This is a genomic window from Streptobacillus canis, from assembly GCF_009733925.1.
GTDB lineage: Bacteria > Fusobacteriota > Fusobacteriia > Fusobacteriales > Leptotrichiaceae > Streptobacillus > Streptobacillus canis.
In genome coordinates this window covers 15,904-36,723 of sequence record NZ_WOEI01000017.1, presented here as the reverse complement: position 1 = coordinate 36,723, position 20,820 = coordinate 15,904, and the positions used below count along the sequence as shown (strand labels likewise).

General features: G+C 24.7%; 33 protein-coding genes and 1 pseudogene. 4 read left to right on the top strand and 30 right to left on the bottom strand.

Annotation, left to right across the window (positions count from 1 at the left end; all coding sequences use genetic code 11):
* Positions 1 to 199 (bottom strand): hypothetical protein (locus GM111_RS05435; RefSeq protein WP_408022639.1); only part of this gene is annotated, 199 nt, incomplete at its 3' end.
* 163 nt (positions 200 to 362) lie between these two features.
* Here GM111_RS05435 and GM111_RS05430 point away from each other — a divergent pair.
* Positions 363 to 824 (top strand): annotated as a pseudogene (locus GM111_RS05430) (site-specific integrase); the annotation flags it as partial.
* A 916-nt stretch (positions 825 to 1,740) separates the two neighbouring features.
* On the opposite strand, the gene GM111_RS05425 reads toward GM111_RS05430, so the two are convergent.
* From GM111_RS05425 to GM111_RS05355, 16 genes are all read right to left on the bottom strand, one after another.
* The gene (locus GM111_RS05425) at positions 1,741 to 1,899 is read right to left on the bottom strand and encodes a hypothetical protein (protein WP_155732483.1); all 159 of its coding nucleotides are present in this window, start codon (positions 1,897 to 1,899) and stop codon (positions 1,741 to 1,743) included.
* A gap of 172 nt (positions 1,900 to 2,071) precedes the next feature.
* The gene (locus GM111_RS08505) at positions 2,072 to 2,194 is read right to left on the bottom strand and encodes a hypothetical protein (RefSeq protein ID WP_269320145.1); all 123 of its coding nucleotides are present in this window, start codon (positions 2,192 to 2,194) and stop codon (positions 2,072 to 2,074) included.
* A gap of 125 nt (positions 2,195 to 2,319) precedes the next feature.
* Positions 2,320 to 2,931, bottom strand: a complete 612-nt coding sequence (locus tag GM111_RS05420) for a hypothetical protein (protein ID WP_156299913.1) — start codon at positions 2,929 to 2,931, stop codon at positions 2,320 to 2,322.
* 333 nt (positions 2,932 to 3,264) lie between these two features.
* Positions 3,265 to 3,531, bottom strand: a complete 267-nt coding sequence (locus GM111_RS05415; protein ID WP_156299911.1) for a hypothetical protein — start codon at positions 3,529 to 3,531, stop codon at positions 3,265 to 3,267.
* The gene (locus GM111_RS05410; RefSeq protein WP_156299909.1) at positions 3,515 to 3,793 is read right to left on the bottom strand and encodes an RNA polymerase sigma factor; all 279 of its coding nucleotides are present in this window, start codon (positions 3,791 to 3,793) and stop codon (positions 3,515 to 3,517) included. The genes GM111_RS05415 and GM111_RS05410 overlap by 17 nt, the downstream gene beginning before the upstream one ends.
* 3 nt (positions 3,794 to 3,796) lie before the next feature.
* Positions 3,797 to 4,177 carry a hypothetical protein gene (locus GM111_RS05405; protein ID WP_156299907.1) on the bottom strand — a complete coding sequence of 127 codons (381 nt, stop codon included), beginning with the start codon at positions 4,175 to 4,177 and terminating at the stop codon, positions 3,797 to 3,799.
* A 206-nt stretch (positions 4,178 to 4,383) separates the two neighbouring features.
* Positions 4,384 to 4,737: a hypothetical protein gene (locus tag GM111_RS05400; RefSeq protein WP_156299905.1), complete on the bottom strand. Its 354-nt coding sequence runs from the start codon at positions 4,735 to 4,737 to the stop codon at positions 4,384 to 4,386.
* 9 nt (positions 4,738 to 4,746) lie between these two features.
* Positions 4,747 to 4,998: a hypothetical protein gene (locus GM111_RS05395; protein ID WP_156299903.1), complete on the bottom strand. Its 252-nt coding sequence runs from the start codon at positions 4,996 to 4,998 to the stop codon at positions 4,747 to 4,749.
* Positions 4,999 to 5,364: 366 nt separating this feature from the next.
* Positions 5,365 to 7,290, bottom strand: coding sequence for a phage/plasmid primase, P4 family (locus tag GM111_RS05390; RefSeq protein ID WP_156299901.1), 1,926 nt, complete (start codon positions 7,288 to 7,290; stop codon positions 5,365 to 5,367).
* A gap of 147 nt (positions 7,291 to 7,437) precedes the next feature.
* Entirely contained in the window at positions 7,438 to 7,656 is a 219-nt protein-coding gene (locus tag GM111_RS05385; protein ID WP_156299899.1) for a hypothetical protein, read from the bottom strand.
* A 159-nt stretch (positions 7,657 to 7,815) separates the two neighbouring features.
* The gene (locus tag GM111_RS05380; protein WP_156299897.1) at positions 7,816 to 8,181 is read right to left on the bottom strand and encodes a hypothetical protein; all 366 of its coding nucleotides are present in this window, start codon (positions 8,179 to 8,181) and stop codon (positions 7,816 to 7,818) included.
* A 15-nt stretch (positions 8,182 to 8,196) separates the two neighbouring features.
* Positions 8,197 to 8,700, bottom strand: coding sequence for a hypothetical protein (locus GM111_RS05375; protein WP_156299895.1), 504 nt, complete (start codon positions 8,698 to 8,700; stop codon positions 8,197 to 8,199).
* Between the two features lie 56 nt (positions 8,701 to 8,756).
* A complete protein-coding gene (locus tag GM111_RS05370; protein ID WP_156299893.1) occupies positions 8,757 to 8,966 on the bottom strand; it encodes a hypothetical protein in 210 nt (69 codons plus the stop codon).
* A gap of 5 nt (positions 8,967 to 8,971) precedes the next feature.
* On the bottom strand, positions 8,972 to 9,205 hold the full coding sequence (locus tag GM111_RS05365) for a hypothetical protein (protein WP_156299891.1): 234 nt from the start codon (positions 9,203 to 9,205) through the stop codon (positions 8,972 to 8,974).
* 23 nt (positions 9,206 to 9,228) lie between these two features.
* Complete coding sequence (locus GM111_RS05360; protein WP_156299890.1) at positions 9,229 to 9,405, bottom strand: hypothetical protein; 177 nt, start codon at positions 9,403 to 9,405, stop codon at positions 9,229 to 9,231.
* 137 nt (positions 9,406 to 9,542) lie between these two features.
* Positions 9,543 to 9,758: a helix-turn-helix domain-containing protein gene (locus GM111_RS05355; RefSeq protein ID WP_156299888.1), complete on the bottom strand. Its 216-nt coding sequence runs from the start codon at positions 9,756 to 9,758 to the stop codon at positions 9,543 to 9,545.
* A gap of 170 nt (positions 9,759 to 9,928) precedes the next feature.
* Between GM111_RS05355 and GM111_RS05350 the strand changes: the two genes are divergently transcribed.
* The 3 genes from GM111_RS05350 to GM111_RS05340 all read left to right on the top strand — a co-directional run bounded on the left by GM111_RS05350 (position 9,929) and on the right by GM111_RS05340 (position 12,273).
* Entirely contained in the window at positions 9,929 to 10,429 is a 501-nt protein-coding gene (locus GM111_RS05350; RefSeq protein ID WP_156299886.1) for a helix-turn-helix domain-containing protein, read from the top strand.
* A gap of 295 nt (positions 10,430 to 10,724) precedes the next feature.
* Positions 10,725 to 11,090 carry a type II toxin-antitoxin system PemK/MazF family toxin gene (locus GM111_RS05345; RefSeq protein WP_156299884.1) on the top strand — a complete coding sequence of 122 codons (366 nt, stop codon included), beginning with the start codon at positions 10,725 to 10,727 and terminating at the stop codon, positions 11,088 to 11,090.
* 148 nt (positions 11,091 to 11,238) lie between these two features.
* Positions 11,239 to 12,273, top strand: a complete 1,035-nt coding sequence (locus GM111_RS05340; RefSeq protein ID WP_156299882.1) for a tyrosine-type recombinase/integrase — start codon at positions 11,239 to 11,241, stop codon at positions 12,271 to 12,273.
* Positions 12,274 to 12,363: 90 nt separating this feature from the next.
* Here GM111_RS05340 and GM111_RS05335 read toward each other — a convergent pair whose 3' ends face one another.
* The 13 genes from GM111_RS05335 to GM111_RS05275 form a co-directional block, all read right to left on the bottom strand.
* Positions 12,364 to 12,801 (bottom strand): Dps family protein, encoded by a 438-nt coding sequence (locus GM111_RS05335; RefSeq protein WP_156299880.1) that lies wholly within the window; start codon positions 12,799 to 12,801, stop codon positions 12,364 to 12,366.
* 123 nt (positions 12,802 to 12,924) lie between these two features.
* Complete coding sequence (gene hpf, locus GM111_RS05330; RefSeq protein ID WP_156299878.1) at positions 12,925 to 13,233, bottom strand: ribosome hibernation-promoting factor, HPF/YfiA family; 309 nt, start codon at positions 13,231 to 13,233, stop codon at positions 12,925 to 12,927.
* 63 nt (positions 13,234 to 13,296) lie between these two features.
* Positions 13,297 to 13,956 carry an ABC transporter ATP-binding protein gene (locus GM111_RS05325; RefSeq protein ID WP_156299875.1) on the bottom strand — a complete coding sequence of 220 codons (660 nt, stop codon included), beginning with the start codon at positions 13,954 to 13,956 and terminating at the stop codon, positions 13,297 to 13,299.
* A gap of 8 nt (positions 13,957 to 13,964) precedes the next feature.
* Complete coding sequence (locus GM111_RS05320) at positions 13,965 to 15,116, bottom strand: ABC transporter permease (protein ID WP_156299873.1); 1,152 nt, start codon at positions 15,114 to 15,116, stop codon at positions 13,965 to 13,967.
* Between the two features lie 7 nt (positions 15,117 to 15,123).
* Complete coding sequence (locus tag GM111_RS05315; RefSeq protein WP_156299872.1) at positions 15,124 to 15,606, bottom strand: hypothetical protein; 483 nt, start codon at positions 15,604 to 15,606, stop codon at positions 15,124 to 15,126.
* Positions 15,599 to 15,982 (bottom strand): septum formation initiator family protein, encoded by a 384-nt coding sequence (locus GM111_RS05310; protein ID WP_156299870.1) that lies wholly within the window; start codon positions 15,980 to 15,982, stop codon positions 15,599 to 15,601. Before GM111_RS05310 ends, GM111_RS05315 begins: the two co-directional genes overlap by 8 nt.
* Position 15,983: 1 nt before the next feature.
* Entirely contained in the window at positions 15,984 to 16,448 is a 465-nt protein-coding gene (gene nrdR / locus GM111_RS05305; protein ID WP_156299868.1) for a transcriptional regulator NrdR, read from the bottom strand.
* Positions 16,449 to 16,459: 11 nt separating this feature from the next.
* The gene (locus GM111_RS05300; protein ID WP_156299866.1) at positions 16,460 to 16,924 is read right to left on the bottom strand and encodes a PTS sugar transporter subunit IIA; all 465 of its coding nucleotides are present in this window, start codon (positions 16,922 to 16,924) and stop codon (positions 16,460 to 16,462) included.
* 14 nt (positions 16,925 to 16,938) lie between these two features.
* Entirely contained in the window at positions 16,939 to 17,586 is a 648-nt protein-coding gene (gene recO, locus GM111_RS05295) for a DNA repair protein RecO (protein ID WP_156299864.1), read from the bottom strand.
* Positions 17,586 to 18,089 (bottom strand): hypothetical protein, encoded by a 504-nt coding sequence (locus GM111_RS05290; RefSeq protein WP_156299863.1) that lies wholly within the window; start codon positions 18,087 to 18,089, stop codon positions 17,586 to 17,588. The genes recO and GM111_RS05290 overlap by 1 nt, the downstream gene beginning before the upstream one ends.
* The gene (mreC, locus tag GM111_RS05285) at positions 18,089 to 18,940 is read right to left on the bottom strand and encodes a rod shape-determining protein MreC (RefSeq protein ID WP_156299861.1); all 852 of its coding nucleotides are present in this window, start codon (positions 18,938 to 18,940) and stop codon (positions 18,089 to 18,091) included. Before mreC ends, GM111_RS05290 begins: the two co-directional genes overlap by 1 nt.
* A gap of 8 nt (positions 18,941 to 18,948) precedes the next feature.
* Positions 18,949 to 20,550 (bottom strand): chaperonin GroEL, encoded by a 1,602-nt coding sequence (groL, locus tag GM111_RS05280; protein WP_156299859.1) that lies wholly within the window; start codon positions 20,548 to 20,550, stop codon positions 18,949 to 18,951.
* Positions 20,543 to 20,818: a co-chaperone GroES family protein gene (locus tag GM111_RS05275; RefSeq protein WP_156299857.1), complete on the bottom strand. Its 276-nt coding sequence runs from the start codon at positions 20,816 to 20,818 to the stop codon at positions 20,543 to 20,545. Before GM111_RS05275 ends, groL begins: the two co-directional genes overlap by 8 nt.
* Between the last annotated feature and the right edge of the window lie 2 nt (positions 20,819 to 20,820).

Genomic DNA, 20,820 nt, shown 5'->3' with positions numbered 1-20,820 from the left:
CAAATATTCTTTTCTTAATTTTTAACTTTTCTGTGTCTGTATGTATATATTTTTTTATTGTCCTTGGATCTTTATTAAGTTCTCTACCTAGTTCTGAATAATTTACCTTTTCTATAGCTTCTGCTTCCATTATTTTCTTTATTTTGTATAAATCCATAACAGTATTTATTTCAATATTATTTATTGAGTTTAAAGTCATATCATATTCTCCTATCAATGAATATTATACTATACTTAATATCTAATATTAAGTTATTTAATCATGTTTGAATTTCTATCTCCTTCCTTTTAAATTTTACTAATATCCTACATTCTTATTTAGTCATAATCTTACATTCTTATATTAACACAGACATGGTGCAAGACCCGGGGAAATATCAGGGCTAACATTACAAGATATAGACTATAATAACAACACTATAAACATTAATAAGACTAGAATATCAAGTACATTTTCAAACAGTCCTAAAAACAATTCCAGTTATAGGCTTATTACAATACCACAAAACATAATGAAACTATTAAAGTCTTACACTGACAATTTACCTAAAATTGATAATTTTAATATATTTGCAACTAGAGAAAATTACAGTATATATTTAAAAAGAATTATAATTGAATATAACCTACCACATATTACATTACACGGCTTTAGACACTCACACACTAGCTTATTAATCAATAAAGGCTTAGACATTGCAAGTGTATCAAATAGACTAGGACACTCAAACAGTCAAACAACATTACAAATATACACACATTTTTATCAAGAAAATAATAAAAAAGATAAAGCAATAGAGATATTAGAAAAAATAGACATATAACAAAAAAAGACTAGAAAAAAACTAGTCTTTATTTTTTAGTATCATTTTAGTATCATTTTTCATTTTTGTGTCTACAAAATACTAGTATTTACTAGCTTTGTAGCACCTTATTTAATATATGCTTTAATTATATTATAAAATTTTATCACTTTAAAAGATTAGTATTTACTAGCTTTTGAAAAAATCACTTTTTAGATTTTTAGTCTATTTTTACCCTTTTTTAATATTTTTAGTACCTTTTTAGTACTCTTTTTTTATCTCTCTAATAATTGATTTTACTACATTTCTAAAAGGTGCTAATTTTTAAATTGTATTTTTATTCTTAATACAGTATTAGTATACCTCTAATCTTTTAAATAATCAAGAACGGGCCTAAATTAAAAATTAAAGGTACAAATACCCTAAAATAAAAACAATTCTTGTCTATGGGCTTTATTTGGCTTTCTATTCTATATATTTTATAGATATAAATAAAAAAGACAAGTAATTTAATACCTGTCTTGTTTTTTATACAGTAGGTGTCAAGTCCCTACATCTCCTTCCACTTAAGGGGCGACGGTATGACATTTTCCGTCCTTGTATTAATAATTTAGAATTAGGATGGCGTAGCTACCCATCGTCTCTTTTGACCACTTCGGTGCGTAGATGCTTCAATCCTCTACCTCTAATTCTTAATTAATTATACCATATTTTTTTTAAAATGAAAAGACCTACAAAAAATATAAATCTTAAAAAAGAAAATATTTTTTCTTTCCCCCTCGTGAGTTTTCGGGATTTCTCCACAAAATAGAGAGGACGCGGTACCAAAAGGCAATAAGCAAAACTTTTTTGACTTCCCCCCTACCCTTTTATGCAACCGTTTACATAACTAATAATAAAAAAGATAGATCTATTAACAATCTATCTTTAATCATAATTATTTTATTTTAAGTAATTTTAAAAGGGCATTACTCCTGTTTTTTTCTTTAGTACTTTCTAATTTTAAATTAATCTTGTTTAACTCCTCTTGTGTAAACTTAAAATTAAGGCTTTTATCTCTTACTCTTCCCGTTGGCTTTCTCCCTCTAGTTTCCATAAATACCCCTTTATTTTTTGTTTTTAAATTCTTTATATAATACTAAAGCTATAACAGTTAATGAAATAGCTATCATAATAATTTTAGTCATTTCTTATCACTCCTAATATTTGATTTTTTTTTAATATCATAGTATACTAAGGCTAGAGGGCTAACCCTCTAACCTTTAACCTTATTTAATTAAGGCAATTAAAATTTGAATAAGCATTAACAAGATTATTATTTTAGTTTCAAATGATATGTTATTAATTTTGTTTAATGCTTTTTTTATTTGTTTTAGTATACTACCAAACATTACTTTGTACCTCCTTTCTACATAATAATTATACCATATCTAATAATAAAAGTAAAGACTTTTTTGTCTCTAGCTATGATTTTTAAAAGATTTTCACCAAATAAAAAAGGCCCTTTATTTAGACCTTATAAAATACTTAATAAGTCTTGTTCTAGCTTATCATTAAATATAGCTTGTTTCTCTTGTTCTTCTCTCACTTTCTCAAGTCTTTTGTTATTTATAGGCTTATATTTAGGCTCATTGTTTAAAGTTTCCTTAAATATAAGGCTTATAGCTAGTTCATTGCTAGCATTACAAGTATTTATCAAATTAATATTAAAATCATTTAAAGCATATTTTAAATTATCTTTTTTAATATCTTCTATTACTGTTCTATTGATATATGTATCTTTTAATAACTGACACCAACTATTCAAGCTTGATAGTTCAATACATCTATCAAGTAAGGCTATAAGTCTTTTAATCTCATTTCTTTGTGTTTCTAGTTTTTCCTTGCCTTTTTCTTGCATATATTCTTTTTGAATAATTAGATCTTGTCTTTTTCTACCCCCTTGTACTTTATTACCTAAATTAGCTAAAGGGCTAATATATAAAGAGGGCATATAATTATTGTCAGTTATATTGTCTATTTTATAATCTAGTTCCTTTAATTCCTCTAAATAGGTATGATAATTACCTAATAAGTACCTACCTATATTTTTTGATTTTCTAGCTTGTATCAGTTCTTCAACTATCATATATTACCCCTTTATATTTTAATTGCCGTATTTTGCCGTAATTTTTCAATATATCGACAAATATCGACATTTTGAATATACCGATAAATACCGATATTATAGATACATTTTCAATTCAAGTTTTGTTAGGTTTTTATAGTTTTTTATGTTAGCATTTGTTAGCATTTTATATATTTCAGTGTCAGGTTTTGTCAGGTTTTTATATAGTTTTTGATATAAGGTTTTATAAGGTTCTATATATTTTTGAGTCAACAAAAGTCAACATTCCTCTTTTTAGGGACTCAAAAAACTCAAGATACTTTTCTTTTTAAGGTGGCCAAAATGGCCAGATACTTACCTAAAATTCCTAACCATTAACCCTTTTAATTCCTTAATTTGATTATCTTTGATATTTACCTTCATAAGTCCATTTTCTACCACATAACCATATTTATTTATGATATTGTATATAAATTGTCCTTTACTTAATATATTGAGTTCTAAAAACTCTAAAAACTGTTTATTGTAGTATTCAGTATATAAACTATCAAAATCAATTAAATGATTATCATTGACATATATAGACCCCTTGATATTTTCTAATTTAGCTATTAAGTCCATACCATAACCTACTAAATAATTTTACTAATTTATACCTATATCTCTTGTAAGTTCCATAACTTATATGCATTATTTCCATTGTTTCTTGTACTGTTTTATTTTCAAAAAGTCTTAGTTCTATTATCTCGTAATATTTTTCCTTTTTAAGTGCCTTCAGGATCATATCTATTTTATCTACTGTATCTTTATATTCAGGCATAAGCTTATACTTATGATAATTTTTTAATAAATCTAAAATATTAAACATCTTTAAATCTTTCATTGCTTACCCTTTCTTAAGTGTCTTTAAATATTCATTATATGCTTTAGTTTCTTCACTATTTAATATTTTATAACCTTTTTCATTTGCTATTATTTCCATTAATGCTACATCATTTACAAGGTTAGTTGTTTGCATACCACTAAATTTTGTAAGTAAGTCCTTTTTATTCTTAACACCATTTTTTATACATTTAGTATATTTGCTTGTTTGTACTCCTCTTCTTTCTTCTTCTCTAGGCTCATAACCTAAATGCTCTAATACATCAATTAAAGCTATCATTTTTTGATTATCTTCTTTATAAACTCTTACTATCTCTACATTAGAACCATAACCAACTTTTATTAATTTTCTTGCTTGTTCTATATCATTATTTTTTAGTATCATATCTTATCTTAATTCCTTTCTTTTTATCTATTTATTTTGTAAATGTTTAATTATTAAATTGATTTATTATATAAATATAGTCTTATTTTGCTTTAAAACATACCTAATTTTAAAATCTTATCTTTTTTGATAAATTGCAAGGCTAAGGCCCTTAATTTTGAAAATAGACTATAAATTCTAAAGATTAGACATATTATAATAATATTTTAATCTTCTTCTAGCATTTTGCTTGTTTCTTTATCTAATTCATTTACATAGTCAACGACCCTACCCCACAAGTAATTAGCTCCTTTACTATGTACTTTATCTAATAAGTTGTTTATATTTGACCTGTTTAGATCCTGAATACTAATTACTATTTTTTTATCAATTACTTGATATTTCAATGTTTCTAGTAGGTAATATACAAAAAGGTTATATTTAATTGGTGCGCATACCCTAATTATAGTTATATATAAGTCGTACATATCATATAATTCTTTAAAGTCTATAACATCTTCATTACCTACCCTTATTACTCCATTTACATTTTTTAGCTTTTTTAATAGTTCATAGTTCATTTTACCTACCTATCTATGATATTCCATTACATTATCGGCTATTAATATAGTTTTTGTTTCACTGTTTTTATATGAAAATTCATAGCATACTTGATTATACTCATTTACTTTTTTAGTTATTTCTTTAATAGGCCCCAACTCGTAACTATTAGCTCCCATATCTATTTCATACTTATAATAACCATTGCTATAATTCTCGGTATATCTACTATTTTCTTTACTAAATTTTGCATTAAAATAAACATCAATTCTATATAACATAATACCTCCTTTTTTTATTTTCTTTAAACAATTAAATCTAAATACTACACATATTACTACAATTACAACTACGCATATTACTACACATAAAATGTACCTCTAAATATGATAAATACTACATTGAAATACTATCACTACACATACTACACATTTACCCCTAAAGCTCTTTATATATATAATAATAAAATATAATAAACCTATTATGCGTTATATTATTAAATATTTTTTATATATAATATATAAAATAAGTGTAGTAAGTGTAGTAAAATATTAACAAATCTAGTAAAAATCATACTTTTCAAAATGTTCACAAGTGTAGCAATAAATGTAGTAAACTGTAGTGCTTTTTGGTGTAAGTGTAGTAAATTATTTTCTTACAAACACTCTTTTGCTAACACCTTCAATATATCTAGGTTCAGTTTTTAAATCTAAATACTTTGTAAATCTTTTAGTAAATAAAGATCTATCTAGTGAATTGGTACCATAATCATTACAATAGATTATATAATTATGATATACAGTAAAAGGCTCCTCATATAAATAGTCGATATTTTCTTCTTTTAAGTATTCAATAAAACTTTTTACACTATCACTTTCAATTATATATTCCTTGCTTAACTCTAAAACTTTCTTAGGCTCGTTCATTTTCCCTTTATTTCTTAATATATCTTGCATACCTTCAATAGCTAGGTTGAGTATATAACTTTTAGCTTGTGATGTAGTAAGTTTATCAATTAAACCATAATCTATATTATCTTCACTTACTGTATTATCACAAGGTATACCTCTTATTCTTCTTTCTATTCCACCTGTTTTATCTTTAAAGTTAGGCATATCATTACAAGAGAATAATAAAGTTGCAAAATTCCTTTGGGGCCTACTCATATTGAATAAAGCTCTTGACATTACTACTTCCCCTGATGTTACCCTTTTAAATATGCTAGAATTTTCAATATAGGCGTTGTTTATATCGTCCCCTACATTGACTAATTTACTTTGCATTAATGGTAAATTAGTTTCCTTGTTCATTTCTTCAATAGATAGAAAAGACACTACATTTTCAAAAGTATTTGCTACCATTTTAAAAAATGTACTTTTACCATTTCTACCGCTTGCACCTATAAAGAAAAAGGCAAACTGTGGATAGTTCCTATACATAAGTATATGTCCTAGTATTCTTTTAATATACTCAAACATTTCTTTATCATTAGACATAAACCACATAAGAAAATCATAAACATCTTGACTGTATGCTTTAGGATCATATGTAACATCTAAATAAAAAGGTGTAAAATTATCGTTTATATTTTCTTCTATTTCTCCCTTTCTATTCAATGTATAACCATTGTTAAACCTTATAAATAAATCACTATTTAAGTCTAAGGTATTATGAGTTTTAGATAATTGATGTATAAGTTCTACATCTTCCTTTTTTGTTAAATTTAAGTGCATATCTTTAGAAATAAAAGTATATAAAGTTCCTACATCCTCAGTATATTTGTCATTTAATTTAAAAAACATATTACCATTGAATATTGTTAAATTTAATGTACTTTGTAAATAATCACTTAGTTTAAATATATTTATCTTTTTACTACCATTTTTTAAGGTATTATAAAATTGTTCGTTGTCTTGATAACTATAATTAACATCATATTTCATTACACTTTCTACAATGTTTTCTAATTCTTTATGTTCTAAAGGTTCTACCATATAATTATTTATAACAAGTGCTAGTTGTCGCAGTACATCTTTATCATTTAATTTTTTATATCTATTTCTAGCATTAGCTAAATGTTTAAATAAGCTATCATTTCTAGAACCCTCGTTTAAATTAACAAGGTTAACACTGTCTTTAAATGATAAAGGCATTAATTCAAGTGGTATATTAGGTAAATCTTCAAGTGATGTATTACTTAATATTTCCCTATCTTTTCCATACCTTTTAATAATAATATATTGCTTTTTCTTATCTTGTCCTGTCTTATAGTCCACATCACAACCTAAGACTGTTAAAACTTTGCTGTTATTTTTGATTTTGAGGGCCTCAGGTATCTTGTAGTATAAATGTATACCCCTATCAGTTTTAATCGCTCTAGGCTTATCATTTGACTTATTTAATATATCTTGTGCTATATCTTCCCTACTGTCAAAATCTACTACAACTATATTTTCAGGTAACATCATACCTACATTGTCCCACTTTTCTACTACCTTTAAATCTTCAGTAGTATTGTTGTAATTACTGTATGGGCTTTTATCTTCTTTTAATCTAATATATTTCATACTCATTTATTCCCTTACTCCTTACTTATCTTTTTATTCATTTTTTATTCCTCCAAATTATTCATATGTTTTCCTTTACTAGCGTTTTTTACATTTCCATGTTATAATATAGATGAGTGAGGGCCTTACTCTCACTTATCTATAATCAATTATCTAAACAACCTTAGTTGCTATTCCACATACACGGTAAAAGTATCTTAAGGTTGTTTTTCCTTTTATAAAAAGTTCTATTCCCTCATTTTTAGCTAATTCATTGGCTTTCTTAATATATTTACAAGCAGTCGCAGGGCTACAACCTAAAAAGCTTGTTATAAACTCATACCCAATTATTTTATCTTTTTCACAATAATTAATATCAATACTATCTAGCATTTTTAACATCTCCTTTTTTAATTCCCATAATATTTATTGTATTTTTTTAGTATTACATCGCCTTGTAGTTCGTGCATTTCTCCGTTCTCGTCCTCTATGTATCTAATGCCTATAATAAAATATAGTTCATATAACATTTTTGCAACCTGTTTATCAAATTTAATGTTTTTCATTTTTACCAACTCTCTTATTATTTGTTTTATATTTCAAGAATTTTAATTCTTTTTCTTTTAATTCTATATCACTTTCATATTCACATATGGTTAATGTTTCTTGTTGTCCTAAGTCAAATCCTATTGTTGTATATTTAGTTCCTACCAATTCAATAAATGTATCTATATCAATATTACCTTTTAAATATTCTTGTTTTAATCTTGGTATCTCCTCTTTTAGTCCATCAGTTCCATTTATATCAAGTCTTATAGGTAATTCTATTTGATTTTTTATAAGTTCCCCTAATTCCTTTTTTAATTCTTTTAATTCATTTTCTAATCTTTGTATTTTCATTTTTCTATTATTTAACATCTTAATCCCTCCTGTTTAATTATTTTCTTTTTCTAATTCAGTTATTAGCTCTAATATCTCATTGGCTAGCTCCCACATAAAATTGGCTAATTTAGGCCCTAAAGTATAAAATCTATTAAAATCAAATAAACTATACACTAATTCATAACCTCCATTTTGTCCGTCCCCATAATATAAAGGCTTTAATTCATAATAACTTACCATTTTTTCTAATTCTTCAAGTTCTACATCAGTTATATTGCTATCTTTTTTTATTGCAGGTATTATATTATTTTTAAAGTTATCAAGCTCTTTACTATCTAATAGTAAAAATAAATTATGTAATTGTGTCTTATATTCCTCAAAAAAATCATTGAATAAAGTTATGATCGTACCTTTATCTAAAGTAGTCCCTGTTGTAGTTTCTACTATTGTATTTAGATATAAAATTTTATCTTTTATTTCCACAAGCTCATATATTATCTTTTCAATTTCCCATTTCTCCATTTTTCTATTTTCTCTAATCTTTAAATTTAACATCGTTTATCTTCTCCTATCTTATATTTTAAATTTTTACCTATCTACAAGGCCCTAAATTACATCATAGTTTCTAGCTTAGTCAAATCATTATCTATATTCTTGACCAAATACATTACCATATCAAATATATTAAAATCTAATTTTACCCCGTCAGTATCTTTGTGGGCCTTATCTATTAAATTAATAAATGATACAAGCTTACTGCTATTATCATATGCTTTGTCAAATATTTCTTTTTTTAATTTTAACTGTTCCTTACTTTCCATTGGTATCACTCCTCTATATTGTTTACTTTTAATTTAGTTATTAATACATCTAATTCTTCAATTATTTTATTTTCTTCTTGTATAAAATCTTCTATAATGCCCCATAAATAAAAATCATTTTTTAAATTACCATTAATTTCAAAACTGTCACTACACACATCTATAAAAGAAAAGAATTTTTTATGTTTATCAAATAATGTTTCAAATTGTTTATCAATTTCTTTTATTGTTTCTTTCATTTTCTAATCACTCCTTAACTTTCCTATATTTCAAAATCTTTACACTCAACCCTTGCTACCATTTCTAAACCTACAACTAAAATAAACATTAATATAGTTGTTTTAATTCCTTGTATATCTTCAATAGATACATAATTCATTAGACCTAAAAACACAAAATATTTTAATATTTCTAGTATCTTTAATGTTTTCTTTAACATCTTTCATACCTCACTTTCTAAAAATATTCTTACATAGCTTTACCCTTATATGTTCCAACTCTTTCAGTTGTTCCATACTGTTACTTTTTCTAATATTTGCAATTAGCTTTTTTAGTTTTTTCATTTTTTATCTTCCTTTATTGGTTAGCTTGTAATATTAAATCTAAGTCTAAAATTTTGCATATAGCTATCAATTTATTTAAAGGTATATTTACTGTACCCTTTTCATACTTAGCATATGCTATTGAGTTCATATTCAACTTACTAGCTACATCGTTTATACTTAGTCCTTTAACTTTTCTAAAATACATTAAATTTAAACCTACATTTGCTATATTTGTATTTTTTTTCATTGCTTACACCTCACTTTTCAACTTACTCATGATGTAAGTTTACAATATATCAACTTAATTGTCAAGTAAGTTTTTAAAAAAATATTACTAAAATTTTATATTTTAAGTTCATTTCTTACTTTACACGTAAAAAATAAAGTGTTATAATCAAGGTAGAGGTGGTGCAAAATATGAAAGATATTGGTGAAAAACTTAGAGAATTAAGAAAATCTCAAAAAATTACAATGAAAGAATTAGCGGATATGATAGGAACTACTGAGGCTAATATATCAAGGTATGAAACAGGTAAAATAAAAAATATTCCAATGAAACAACTACAAAAACTGTCAAAAAGTTTAAATGTACCGCTTTTTTTATTAATTGAACCAACTAAAGAAATTGAATCAAATACAAAAAAATGGAATTATCAGTTACAAGATTTAGTTACTTCATTTAAAGTAAGAACATCACAGGCAAAATTTTATGATTTTAAAATTGACGAAGACGCAAACTTTAAATTAGAAATAATAACAATAATAGAAGAAAATATGAAACATTTAAATAATATAGAAAAACGTAAGCTATTTACTCTAATACTTAAAATGTTAGTCAATTTAAACGTTGATAATCTCGAGAAAGCAAACGACTTTATAGAATTTTTAGATAGTAAATCAAATAACAACTCCAAATGATAGGCTGTTTTAAACAATATCGGTATAAGATAACACATTATAAGGCTAAGGGCCTAAAGTGGCTAGAATAGGCTATAAATTGAAAATAGAGGTGTATGCTAAAACATATACTTTTAATAAACAAAAATTACCTTAAAAGTAAAATTTTATTGACAAAAATTACAAAAAATGATATATTAAATTAAGCCTTATTCGTTAAGGACGGTTAAAAAAAAGATTATAAGCCTTATTCGTTAAGGACGGACGCAAGCATATCATTTGGTATGCTTAATTTTTTTTAAGGAGTAAAGTAAAAATGATTGAATTATTTTCAGTATATTTAATAGATTTACCAAACAACAATGAAAAAACAAGAATTTTAAAAGGCAAACATTTTGGACTTGTTTTAAGTGAAATAAATAAAAAAGATAATACTTTATTGATAGCACCCATAACAAGTAAAAAAATAGGTAAAAAGTATAGAGGGGGCTTTACTATAGATAATAAAAAATATCAAAAACACCCAAAATATGAATATGCTTTTATTAAGTTAAGAAAAATTCGAGAAATAGACAAGACAAAGATTATATCTAAAAAAAAGTTTAGTTTAGACAAAGAAGATTTGTTACAGTTAAAAATAGCATTTGAAAAGTTTTTTAACAAAATATTAGAAATAGAATAAATATATAAACAACAAAAAAGCTAGTCCTTCAAACTAGCTTTAATTTTTCACACAAAATATCATAAAAAACATAAATGGTATAATGTTTTACACTCAACTTATTATACCATATTTTACAAGAATATTAAAGTAAAAAGAGGTGGTATGTATGGCACATTATAAAAAAATGGACAATGGCAAATGGCTTGTTAAATTCAATTGTAAAGACCATAAAGGCAATAATAAACAAATCAAAAGACAAGGCTTTAATACTAAAAAAGAGGCACAAGACTTTATAAATGATTATTTAGCTTTACACAATGGAACTGAAAATATAGGTATTTCAACTTTAATTACTGAATTTTTAAAAACTAAAGACAATTTAAAATACAATACTAAAAAACAATACAATATTATTGCTAAGCAAGTAATGGAACATTTCAATAATATTGTTATAAATGATATAACTAAAAAAAGCATATATAATTTTATAGACACTTATAATGATAGACCTATAAGACAAAAACAAGTATATGAATTTCTAGGACAAGTTTTTGATTATGCTTGTACTTATTTCCATTTAAAAGACAATGTATTGTTAGGTATTAAATTTAATTTTAAAAAAGATAAGAAAATAAAAGATATATGGACTTATGAAGATTTTAAAAACTTTGATAATATACTGAAAAAACATTATGATATTAAAACAAGGGCTTATTTTAATTTATTGTTTTATAGTGGGGCAAGACCGGGCGAAATATCAGGACTAACATTACAAGATATAGACTATAACAACAACACTATAAACATTAATAAGACTAGAATATCAAGTACATTTTCAAATACTCCTAAAAATAACGCTAGTTATAGACAAATAACATTACCACAAAACATAATAGAACTATTAAAGTCTTATACTGACAATTTACCTAAAATTGATAATTTTAATATATTTGCAACAAGAGAAAATTACAGTTTATGTTTAAAAAGAATTATAATTGAATATAACCTACCGCATATTACATTACACGGCTTTAGACACTCACACACTAGCTTATTAATCAATAAAGGCTTAGACATTGCAAGTGTATCAAATAGACTAGGACATAGCAACAGTAATATCACATTACAAATCTATACACATTTATATAAAGAAAAAAAAGAAAATGATAAGGCTATAAATATTTTAGACAATTTAAAGTAAAAGATAAATTTTTTATCATTTTTAAAATTTTTAGTACTTTTTTAGTACGCTATAAAATAAAAAAGCTAGATTTTATCTAGCTTTCAAACATTATTTTATATATGCTTTAAACATCCAAAGTAATTTTTCATATTCAGTAATATGGTTATCAAGTTCAGCACTTGTACCAAAGTCTTTTTCTTCATCAGTGATTTCTTTTAAATTTCTAACTTGTGCTAATAAATTTTCTGTATCAAAAATTAATACTGTTAATAAATCTTTTACTGAAATATCTTCATCATTAGCTTCTTTAATTGAAGTAATTTCTAAATATTTTTTCATATTTCCATATGGTCTTCCACCTATAGCTAAAATTCTTTCAGCTATTACATCTATTTTTTCATTAACTCCATCATATATTTCTTCTAATTTTGCATGTACTGTAAAGAATCCTTGTCCTACTACATTCCAGTGATAGTTTTGAACCTTTCTATAGAATACATTTAAGTCTGCTAAATATACATTTAATGCATCGATTGTTTTATTCATCTTTATTCCTCCTGATTTTATTTTAAATTTGTAATGATTACAATTTATATTAATATAGTACCATTATTTAACATTAATGTCAAGCTTTATTTTAAATAAAATGAGAGCTAAAGCTCTCATTTTTTATTCACCTCTATCTTTCATTTTTTCTTTATATTTTCTAACTTGTCTTTCTAAACCTGAAGATAAATTATCTATTGCAGCATATAAATCTGAATCACTTTCTTCAAGTCTAATAGTTTTATTAGGAGCATAAACCGTAGCTATAGCCTTATAAACTTTTCCTTCAGACTTAGTTGGTTCAACAGTTAAAGTAACATTAGTTTCAGTTATATTTTCTAAATATTTTGTAATTTTAGAAACTTTACTTTCAACGTATTCCTTAATAGGTTCTGTCATTTCTAATTGTTTTCCACTAATAATAATTTTCATAATTAGCACTTCCCTTCATTGCTTCCTTACTATATTATACCATCAAAATCTTTTTTTTCAAGTTTAAATTTGTTTTAATTTACCATTTTCTATCTTATATTTTACTTTGGCTAAATTAGCAAGTTCAATACTATGAGTAACAATTATTATTCCTTGACCCATTTTATTAATTTTTACAAATAATTCATTAATCATATTACTTGTTTCATAGTCTAAATTTCCTGTAGGCTCATCTGCAAGTATTATTTCAGGATCATTAATTAGTGCTCTTGCAATTGCAACTCTTTGTTTTTCACCACCAGATAACTCTTGAGGTTTATGATTAATTCTATGTTCAAGCCCTACTTCTTTTAATAAATTAATAGCTTTTTCTTCAATCTCTTTCTTAGATTTTTTGCTATTTACTAAGGCAGGTATTGTAACATTTTCAAGTGCAGTAAATTCATTTAATAGATAGTGAAATTGAAATACAAAACCAATTTTTTGTTTTCTTAATTCAGTTAAATCATTATCTTTGATATTAATATTATCTATAAATACATCGCCACCTGTTACTCTATCAAGTAAACCTAATATATTTAATAGTGTAGTTTTACCACTACCCGATTTACCTTGTATTGATATAAAATCCCCTTTTTCAAATCTAAAATCTATATCTTTTAAAACTTCAATTTTTTCTGCTTTAGTTGTATATGTTTTGTTTACTTTTTTTAACTCTAACATTTTATCACCTAATTATTATATTTAATTGCTTCCGTTGGATTCATTTTTGATGCCTTAATTGAAGGCATAATTGTTGAAGCAAGTATTAAAAGGAAAGATATTAAATATATTATTATCATTTCAAAAATACTAATACTGATAGGTAAAGTATCTAAATAATATGTAGATGTAACATAATATTTAAATATCATTTTTAGAATAATAATTAATATTGGTGAAAGAATAACTGATAAAATCATTCCTGTTATGCCTATAATTAATCCTTCAAATAAGAAAATTTTTAAAATATTTCTATTTTTATATCCCATTGCTTTTAAAATACCTATATCTGTAATTTTTTCTCTAACAATCATATTTAAAATTACTGAAATAGCAAATGATGCTATCAAAATAATTAAGCTAAGTATAGAGATTAAAACAAATTTTTCAAAATTAATTGCACTCAATAAACTTTGGTTATCCATACTCCAACTTCTAGCAAATACCTTATCTCCATATTTTTCGTTTATATCTCTTACTAAATTGTCTAACTGATCTGTTTTAGTGGGATTGTTTACTAAAATAGATATACTAGATACAACCTCTCCTCTTTCTTCTAATAATTGAAGTGTCTCAATTGGAAATAAAAGTAAATCTGAATCATAATTATAAAAACCTGTTTTAAATATACCTGAAATTTTTGATTTTATTTCTCTCATTTCAGATGTAACTACAGTAATTTCATCCCCTACCATAGTTCCTGTTTTTTTTATAAATTCATTTCCTACTAAAACAGAGGTTAAATCTTCATTTTCAATTTTTCCTTCAATTATATTTATATCTAAATTATCAAGGTTAGTACCAATAATTAAAGTAGATGTAGATAAACCATTTACACTAACTAAACCTTGAGATTGGATTCTATGATTAATATTTTTAAAATTATATTTATCAAATTCTTTTGTAATACTTTCATAATCTTCTTGGTATTTTGGATAAATATCAACACTTATATGTGGAGAAAGTGAAAGTATAGAATTTAACATATTATTTTTAAGTCCATTCGAAATTGCAAGTGAAACAACAAATACTGTTAAAGCAATTGCGATACCAAGGATAGATACTATAGATTGAAATTTTCTTTCAAATATGTGTCTTTTTGCTATAAAAAATTCTATCATTTTCCCTCTATTCTTCTATTATTACATTTAATCCAGTAAGCATAGAAATTTGCTTTATAAACTTGTATTTATTATTAATATTTAATCTAAATACATACTCTTTTTTATCTTTTGTTTTTATAACCAAACAATTTTCATTATTTTTATTTGAAATCTTCATTACTCTAATACTTAATTTTTCTATTTGATTTATCATTATTTTGTTATTACTATCCACTATCATATCTTTATCTACAGTAATATTAAATTTAAAAATAGTCATTAAGTGATAGACTACATATATTACTAATCCAAGTATTAAAAATAATACTAGAAAGTTTTCAGTCAATTTACCTTTAAAAATATCTGGTCCAACATAAAAAATAGTAAAAATTATTACACCTAAAAGTATAAAAGATCTAAATAAATATAAGTTAGATAATCTGTATCTAATTTTATCTTCTGGATTGATAATTATAGCTTCATTTATTTTATTTTCTAAATTATTCATTTTTATCTCCATTTTCTTTATTTTGATTTTCTTCTTTAGTTTCAGAATTTTCTTTAGTTTCTACTTCAGTTTTATCTTCTTCAACCTTTTCTACTTCTTGATTATCAACTATCTTATATATTCTTTCCCCATCTTTTTTCATATTTAGATTATCTCTTACAAATTTTTCTTTATTAGCACCTTTTCTTGATTCTTCAAGTTCTTTTTGTAATTTCTCTTTTTCTTCCTTTAATTTTTCATATTTTTGTGTACTTTCAGCTAATTTTAAATTCATTTCCCTACTTTGTTTAATATTCGAATAAATTCTTAAAAGTAGTGCTGTAAGTATTACAAAAAATAGAATAAGAAATAATAAAGTATATAATTTTTTCTTCATTTTATCTCTTCTCTTTTCTTTTCTTAACTTCTTTTATGGTATTTATAAAACTATCTAAGTTTTCAAATTTATTATATACTGAAGCAAATCTAATATATGCTACCTCATCAAATAAGAATAGTTTTTCTAATATCATATCACCTAATCTATTACTATTAATTTTACCATCATAATTAGTTAATATATCTCTTTCTATCTCATCTATCATCTCATCAACTTTATTTTGTACATAATTTCTTTTGACAAGTGATCTTATTATCCCTTGATAAATTTTATTTCTATCAAACTCTTCAACCTCACCATTTTTCTTAATTACAACTATAGGTAAGTTAAAGATTTTCTCAATTGTATTAAATCTTTTATTACATATATCACACTGACGTCTTCTTTTTATTGAATTACCATCACTATATGAACGACTATCTACTACTTTAGTTTCTTTATCACCACAATATGGACACTTCATATATACTCCTATTAAACTTCCATGTTTTTAATTAAATCTATTAATTCTTCTTTTGTCGAAACTGTTAAAAGCCCTTTTCTAAAATCTTCATTTTGACAGAATCTTGATATTTTTGCAAGTATAGTTAAATATTCTCTACTTAATTCTACTGGAGATAAAAACATAAATAAAGTATTTACTTTTTCTTCATCTACAGCATCATATTCAATACCATCTTTAACTATTCCAATACTTATAACTATATCTTTTACAGCATCAGTTTTAGCATGTGGTATAGCAACTCCTCTTCCAATTCCTGTAGTTCCTAATATTTCTCTTTCCATTAAATCTTCGAATGCTTTTTCTTTATTTAATATGTTTTCATTATTTTCTAAACCTTTAAACATTTCTTTTAATAAAGCATTTTTATTTTTTGCTTGTAAATTTAAATTTATTCCATCAACATATATTCTTTCATAAATATAATTTGTTTTCATTTTTTTCTCCTTCATTAAAGTATCAATATTTTTTTATAATCTAATTTCACACTAAAATAGTCATTTATATAATCTTCAAAACAATTAAGTACTGCAATTAAGCTATTTTCTATTTTAATTATTCCACTTTTAGAATAATCTACATATTCTTTATATTCTTCATGTAAATTATATTGAGATAACAATTGGTTAATATCATATATTCCTAATTCTATCATTAAACGTCTTAAATAAGTTATCAGTATATATATGCTAAAATTATGATTTTCAATTATTTTATCATCTAAATCATTAATATATTCTAAAATTTCGATACTCTTATTATATAGTTCTTCTTCAGGATTATCGAATTCTAAAATTTGACTTAATGAATGTAAAACATAAAGTGATAATTGTAATTTTTCAATTTTTTTTAATGACTTATCAAAAGTCATCTTTAATATACTATTTTTAATTATTTTTGAATTATTTTTAGTCTCAATTTCTAGTTCTGTTATACTTAATGGCATAAGTGAAGCAAGATGTTTTTTCTTAGAATTTCTAGCATTAAAAATAATTGCAGAAATTTTTCCATGCTCTTTACTAAACATAGTAACCTGAACACTGCTTCCAGAAATTTCTTTTTTATTTAAAATAATAGCAATTTCATTAATTATCTTCATTAATAATTTATTGTGTAATCAATAGTTACAGAGTTTGATAAATATTGAATTTTTTTAGGTTTCTTCCCAATATACTCTGTAAATTTAATACTATATTTATCCGCTATTATTTCAACTAACATTTGATTTTCAAAAATATATTTCTTATTGTTTTTTTCATAAGTAATATTACTATCTAATTTAGATAATTCTTCTAGAATAGAGTAAAGTGAAGCATCTTCCTTGCTCAACTTTTGTTCTACTGTTTGTTTAAGTTTAGGAGAGTACAATGTTTTTTTACCTGTAAAGTAGGTAATAACTTCTCCTTTATTCAATTTTGGTTCTACTACTTCAAGCTTTAAAGCGCTCGGTGAATATTCTAAATTATATACTTTTTTCTTTTTTTTGTTATTAATCACAGATGATTCTATTACTTCTGCATTAAATTTTTGTTGTAAAAAATCAAAAGTTTTAGAAAAAGCTAAGCTTGATAACAGCATTGTATATATTATTATTTTTCTCATTATTGCTCTTCCCTTTCTATCTCTTTTAATAATTCAAGTTTAACATTATTAAATTTATACACAACAACTGTATTAATTCCAATAATTCTATCTTTAATATCAAAGTTTAATTCATTATTTTCAATTAATTTTGTTTTATCTTCAAGTTTAAAATTACCAATAGGTAAACCTTTTGGATATATTTCACTTATACCAGAAGATTCTATATCAAATTGATAGATTTTATCTGCATTTTCAACATTAAAGTTTTTTATTACAAATCCTAATGAACCTTTTCCACGTATAATTCCTGTAAATATACCATTTACATTAACAGACATCTTAAAATTAGGATTTGAAAGCAAATATACTTCCGAATAATTATCAGATACTTTATTTACTTTACCAATTACTTTTCCATTTAAAATTACTGGTAAATTTTCAACAATTCCTTCATTCTTACCTTTATTTATATATATTACATCTTGATCTTGTAAGTTATCTTTTAGAATTACTTCAGCAACAATAAATTTTTTATCATCTGTATTCTCAAGACCTAAATATGTTTTTAATTCTTGATTTTCTTTTGCTAATTTTTGTAATTCCATTTTTTCAGTATTTAATAACTGTATTTCTGATTTTAATTTTTCTAATTCATCAACATTTTTTTGTACATTATTTAAATAATCTAATTTTTGATTATATTTAGTATAACTGTCATAAACTAATGTTTTTGTTTCAACTAATTTAAAATTTATATCTGATAACATTAGTTTTGTAAAGCTAAATACTTTATCTCTATTAATGAAAAAAAGTATCAATGCAATCCCAAGAAAAATTACTCTTTTCAGAATTCTTTTTTTCTTTTTCATTTTTTCTCCTAATACATACCTGGCATTTGTTGGTTTTTATTTTCCTCTTTTGTAACTACACTCACTTCAGTAGTTAATAATAGTGAAGCTATTGAGCTAGAATTTTGTATTGCAGAACGAGTTACCTTTGTAGGATCTAAAATACCACGTTCAAACATATTAACATAATCTTCTTTAAGTGCATCATATCCATAATTTAATTTAGAATTTAAAACTTTTTCAACAACTACTCCAGCGTCTACACCTGAATTAATTGCAATCTGTTTTAAAGGGGCAAATAAAGCCTTTTTAAAGATCTCAACACCTATTCCTTCTTCACCTTCTATACTAAAGTCTTTAATATCTTTATATATTTGTATTAATGCAGTTCCTCCTCCTGCAACAACTCCTTCTTCAACCGCAGCACGTGTTGCATTTAGTGCATCTTCTATTCTCATTTTCTTTTCTTTCATTTCAGTTTCAGTAGCTGCACCAACTCTTATTACTGCTACTCCACCTGAAAGTTTTGCAAGTCTTTCTTGTAGTTTTTCTCTATCATAATCTGATTTTGATTCTTCTATTTGTCCTTTTATTTGAGCAATTCTTTCTTTTCTTTCTAATTCATTACCCATTCCATCTACTATTATAGTTTTATCTTTAGTAACTTTAACTCTTCTAGCAACACCTAAATCATCTAAATCTGCCTCTTCAAGTTTCATTGCCTTTTCTTCTGATATAACTATTGCACCAGTTAATATGGCAATATCTTCTAACATAGCAAGTCTTCTATCCCCAAATGCAGGTGCTTTAACAACAACTACATTTAAAGCTCCTCTTATTTTATTTAATACTAAAGTAGATAATGCTTCTCCTTCTATATCATCAGCTACTATAAGTAAAGGTCTTGAACTTTCTACTACTTTTTCTAATAATACTAATATTTCTTTCATTGAATTTATTTTTCTACTTGTTAATAAAATATATGGATTTTCCAATTCAACTGTCATTCTTTCAGTATCAGTAACCATATATGGTGATAAATATCCATTATCAAATTGCATTCCTTCTACAACTTCCATTGATGTTTCAAGAGATTTTGCTTCTTCAACTGTAATTACTCCATTTTCCCCTACAATTTTCATTGCATTAGCAATTAATTTACCTATATTTTCATCAGCAGCAGAGATTGAAGCAACTTGTTCTATTTCATTATTATCTTTTATTGAAACAGATCTTTCTCTTAATTTTTCAATAGCTAATTTAGAAGTTTTTTCTATTCCTCTTCTAATAAAAACAGGATTAGCACCTGCTTGTATCATTTTAGAACCTTCTCTTATTAAACTTTGTGCAAGTACAGTAGCTGTAGTAGTTCCATCTCCAGCAACATCATTAGCTTTTATTGCAACTTCTTTCATTAATTGTGCACCTAAATTTTCAGTATAATCTTCAAGCTCAATTTCTTTAGCTATAGTAACACCATCATTAGTAATTAATGGAGCTCCATATCCTCTATCTAAAACAACATTTCTCCCACGTGGTCCTAAAGTAATTTTTACTGCATCAGCAAGAACATCTACTCCTTTTTGTAATGCTAATCTTGCTTCTTCATTAAATTTAATAATTTTACTCATTATATCCTCCAACTATTGCATAAACATCCTCAAAATTTAAAATATATTTTACTACACCTTCGGTTCTAACTTCCATTGCTTTAGATAAATCTACTAAAACATAATCATTTTTCTTAATTTTGTCAGAAATATTTTCTGAAACTTCTAATACTTTTGCAAAATTATTTTCTGCTTCTACATTATCTGTTAATATTAATCCACTTCTTGTTTTCTTCTCTATTTTTACCTTTTCAATTAATATTCTATTTCCTAATGGTTTAATTTGCATTT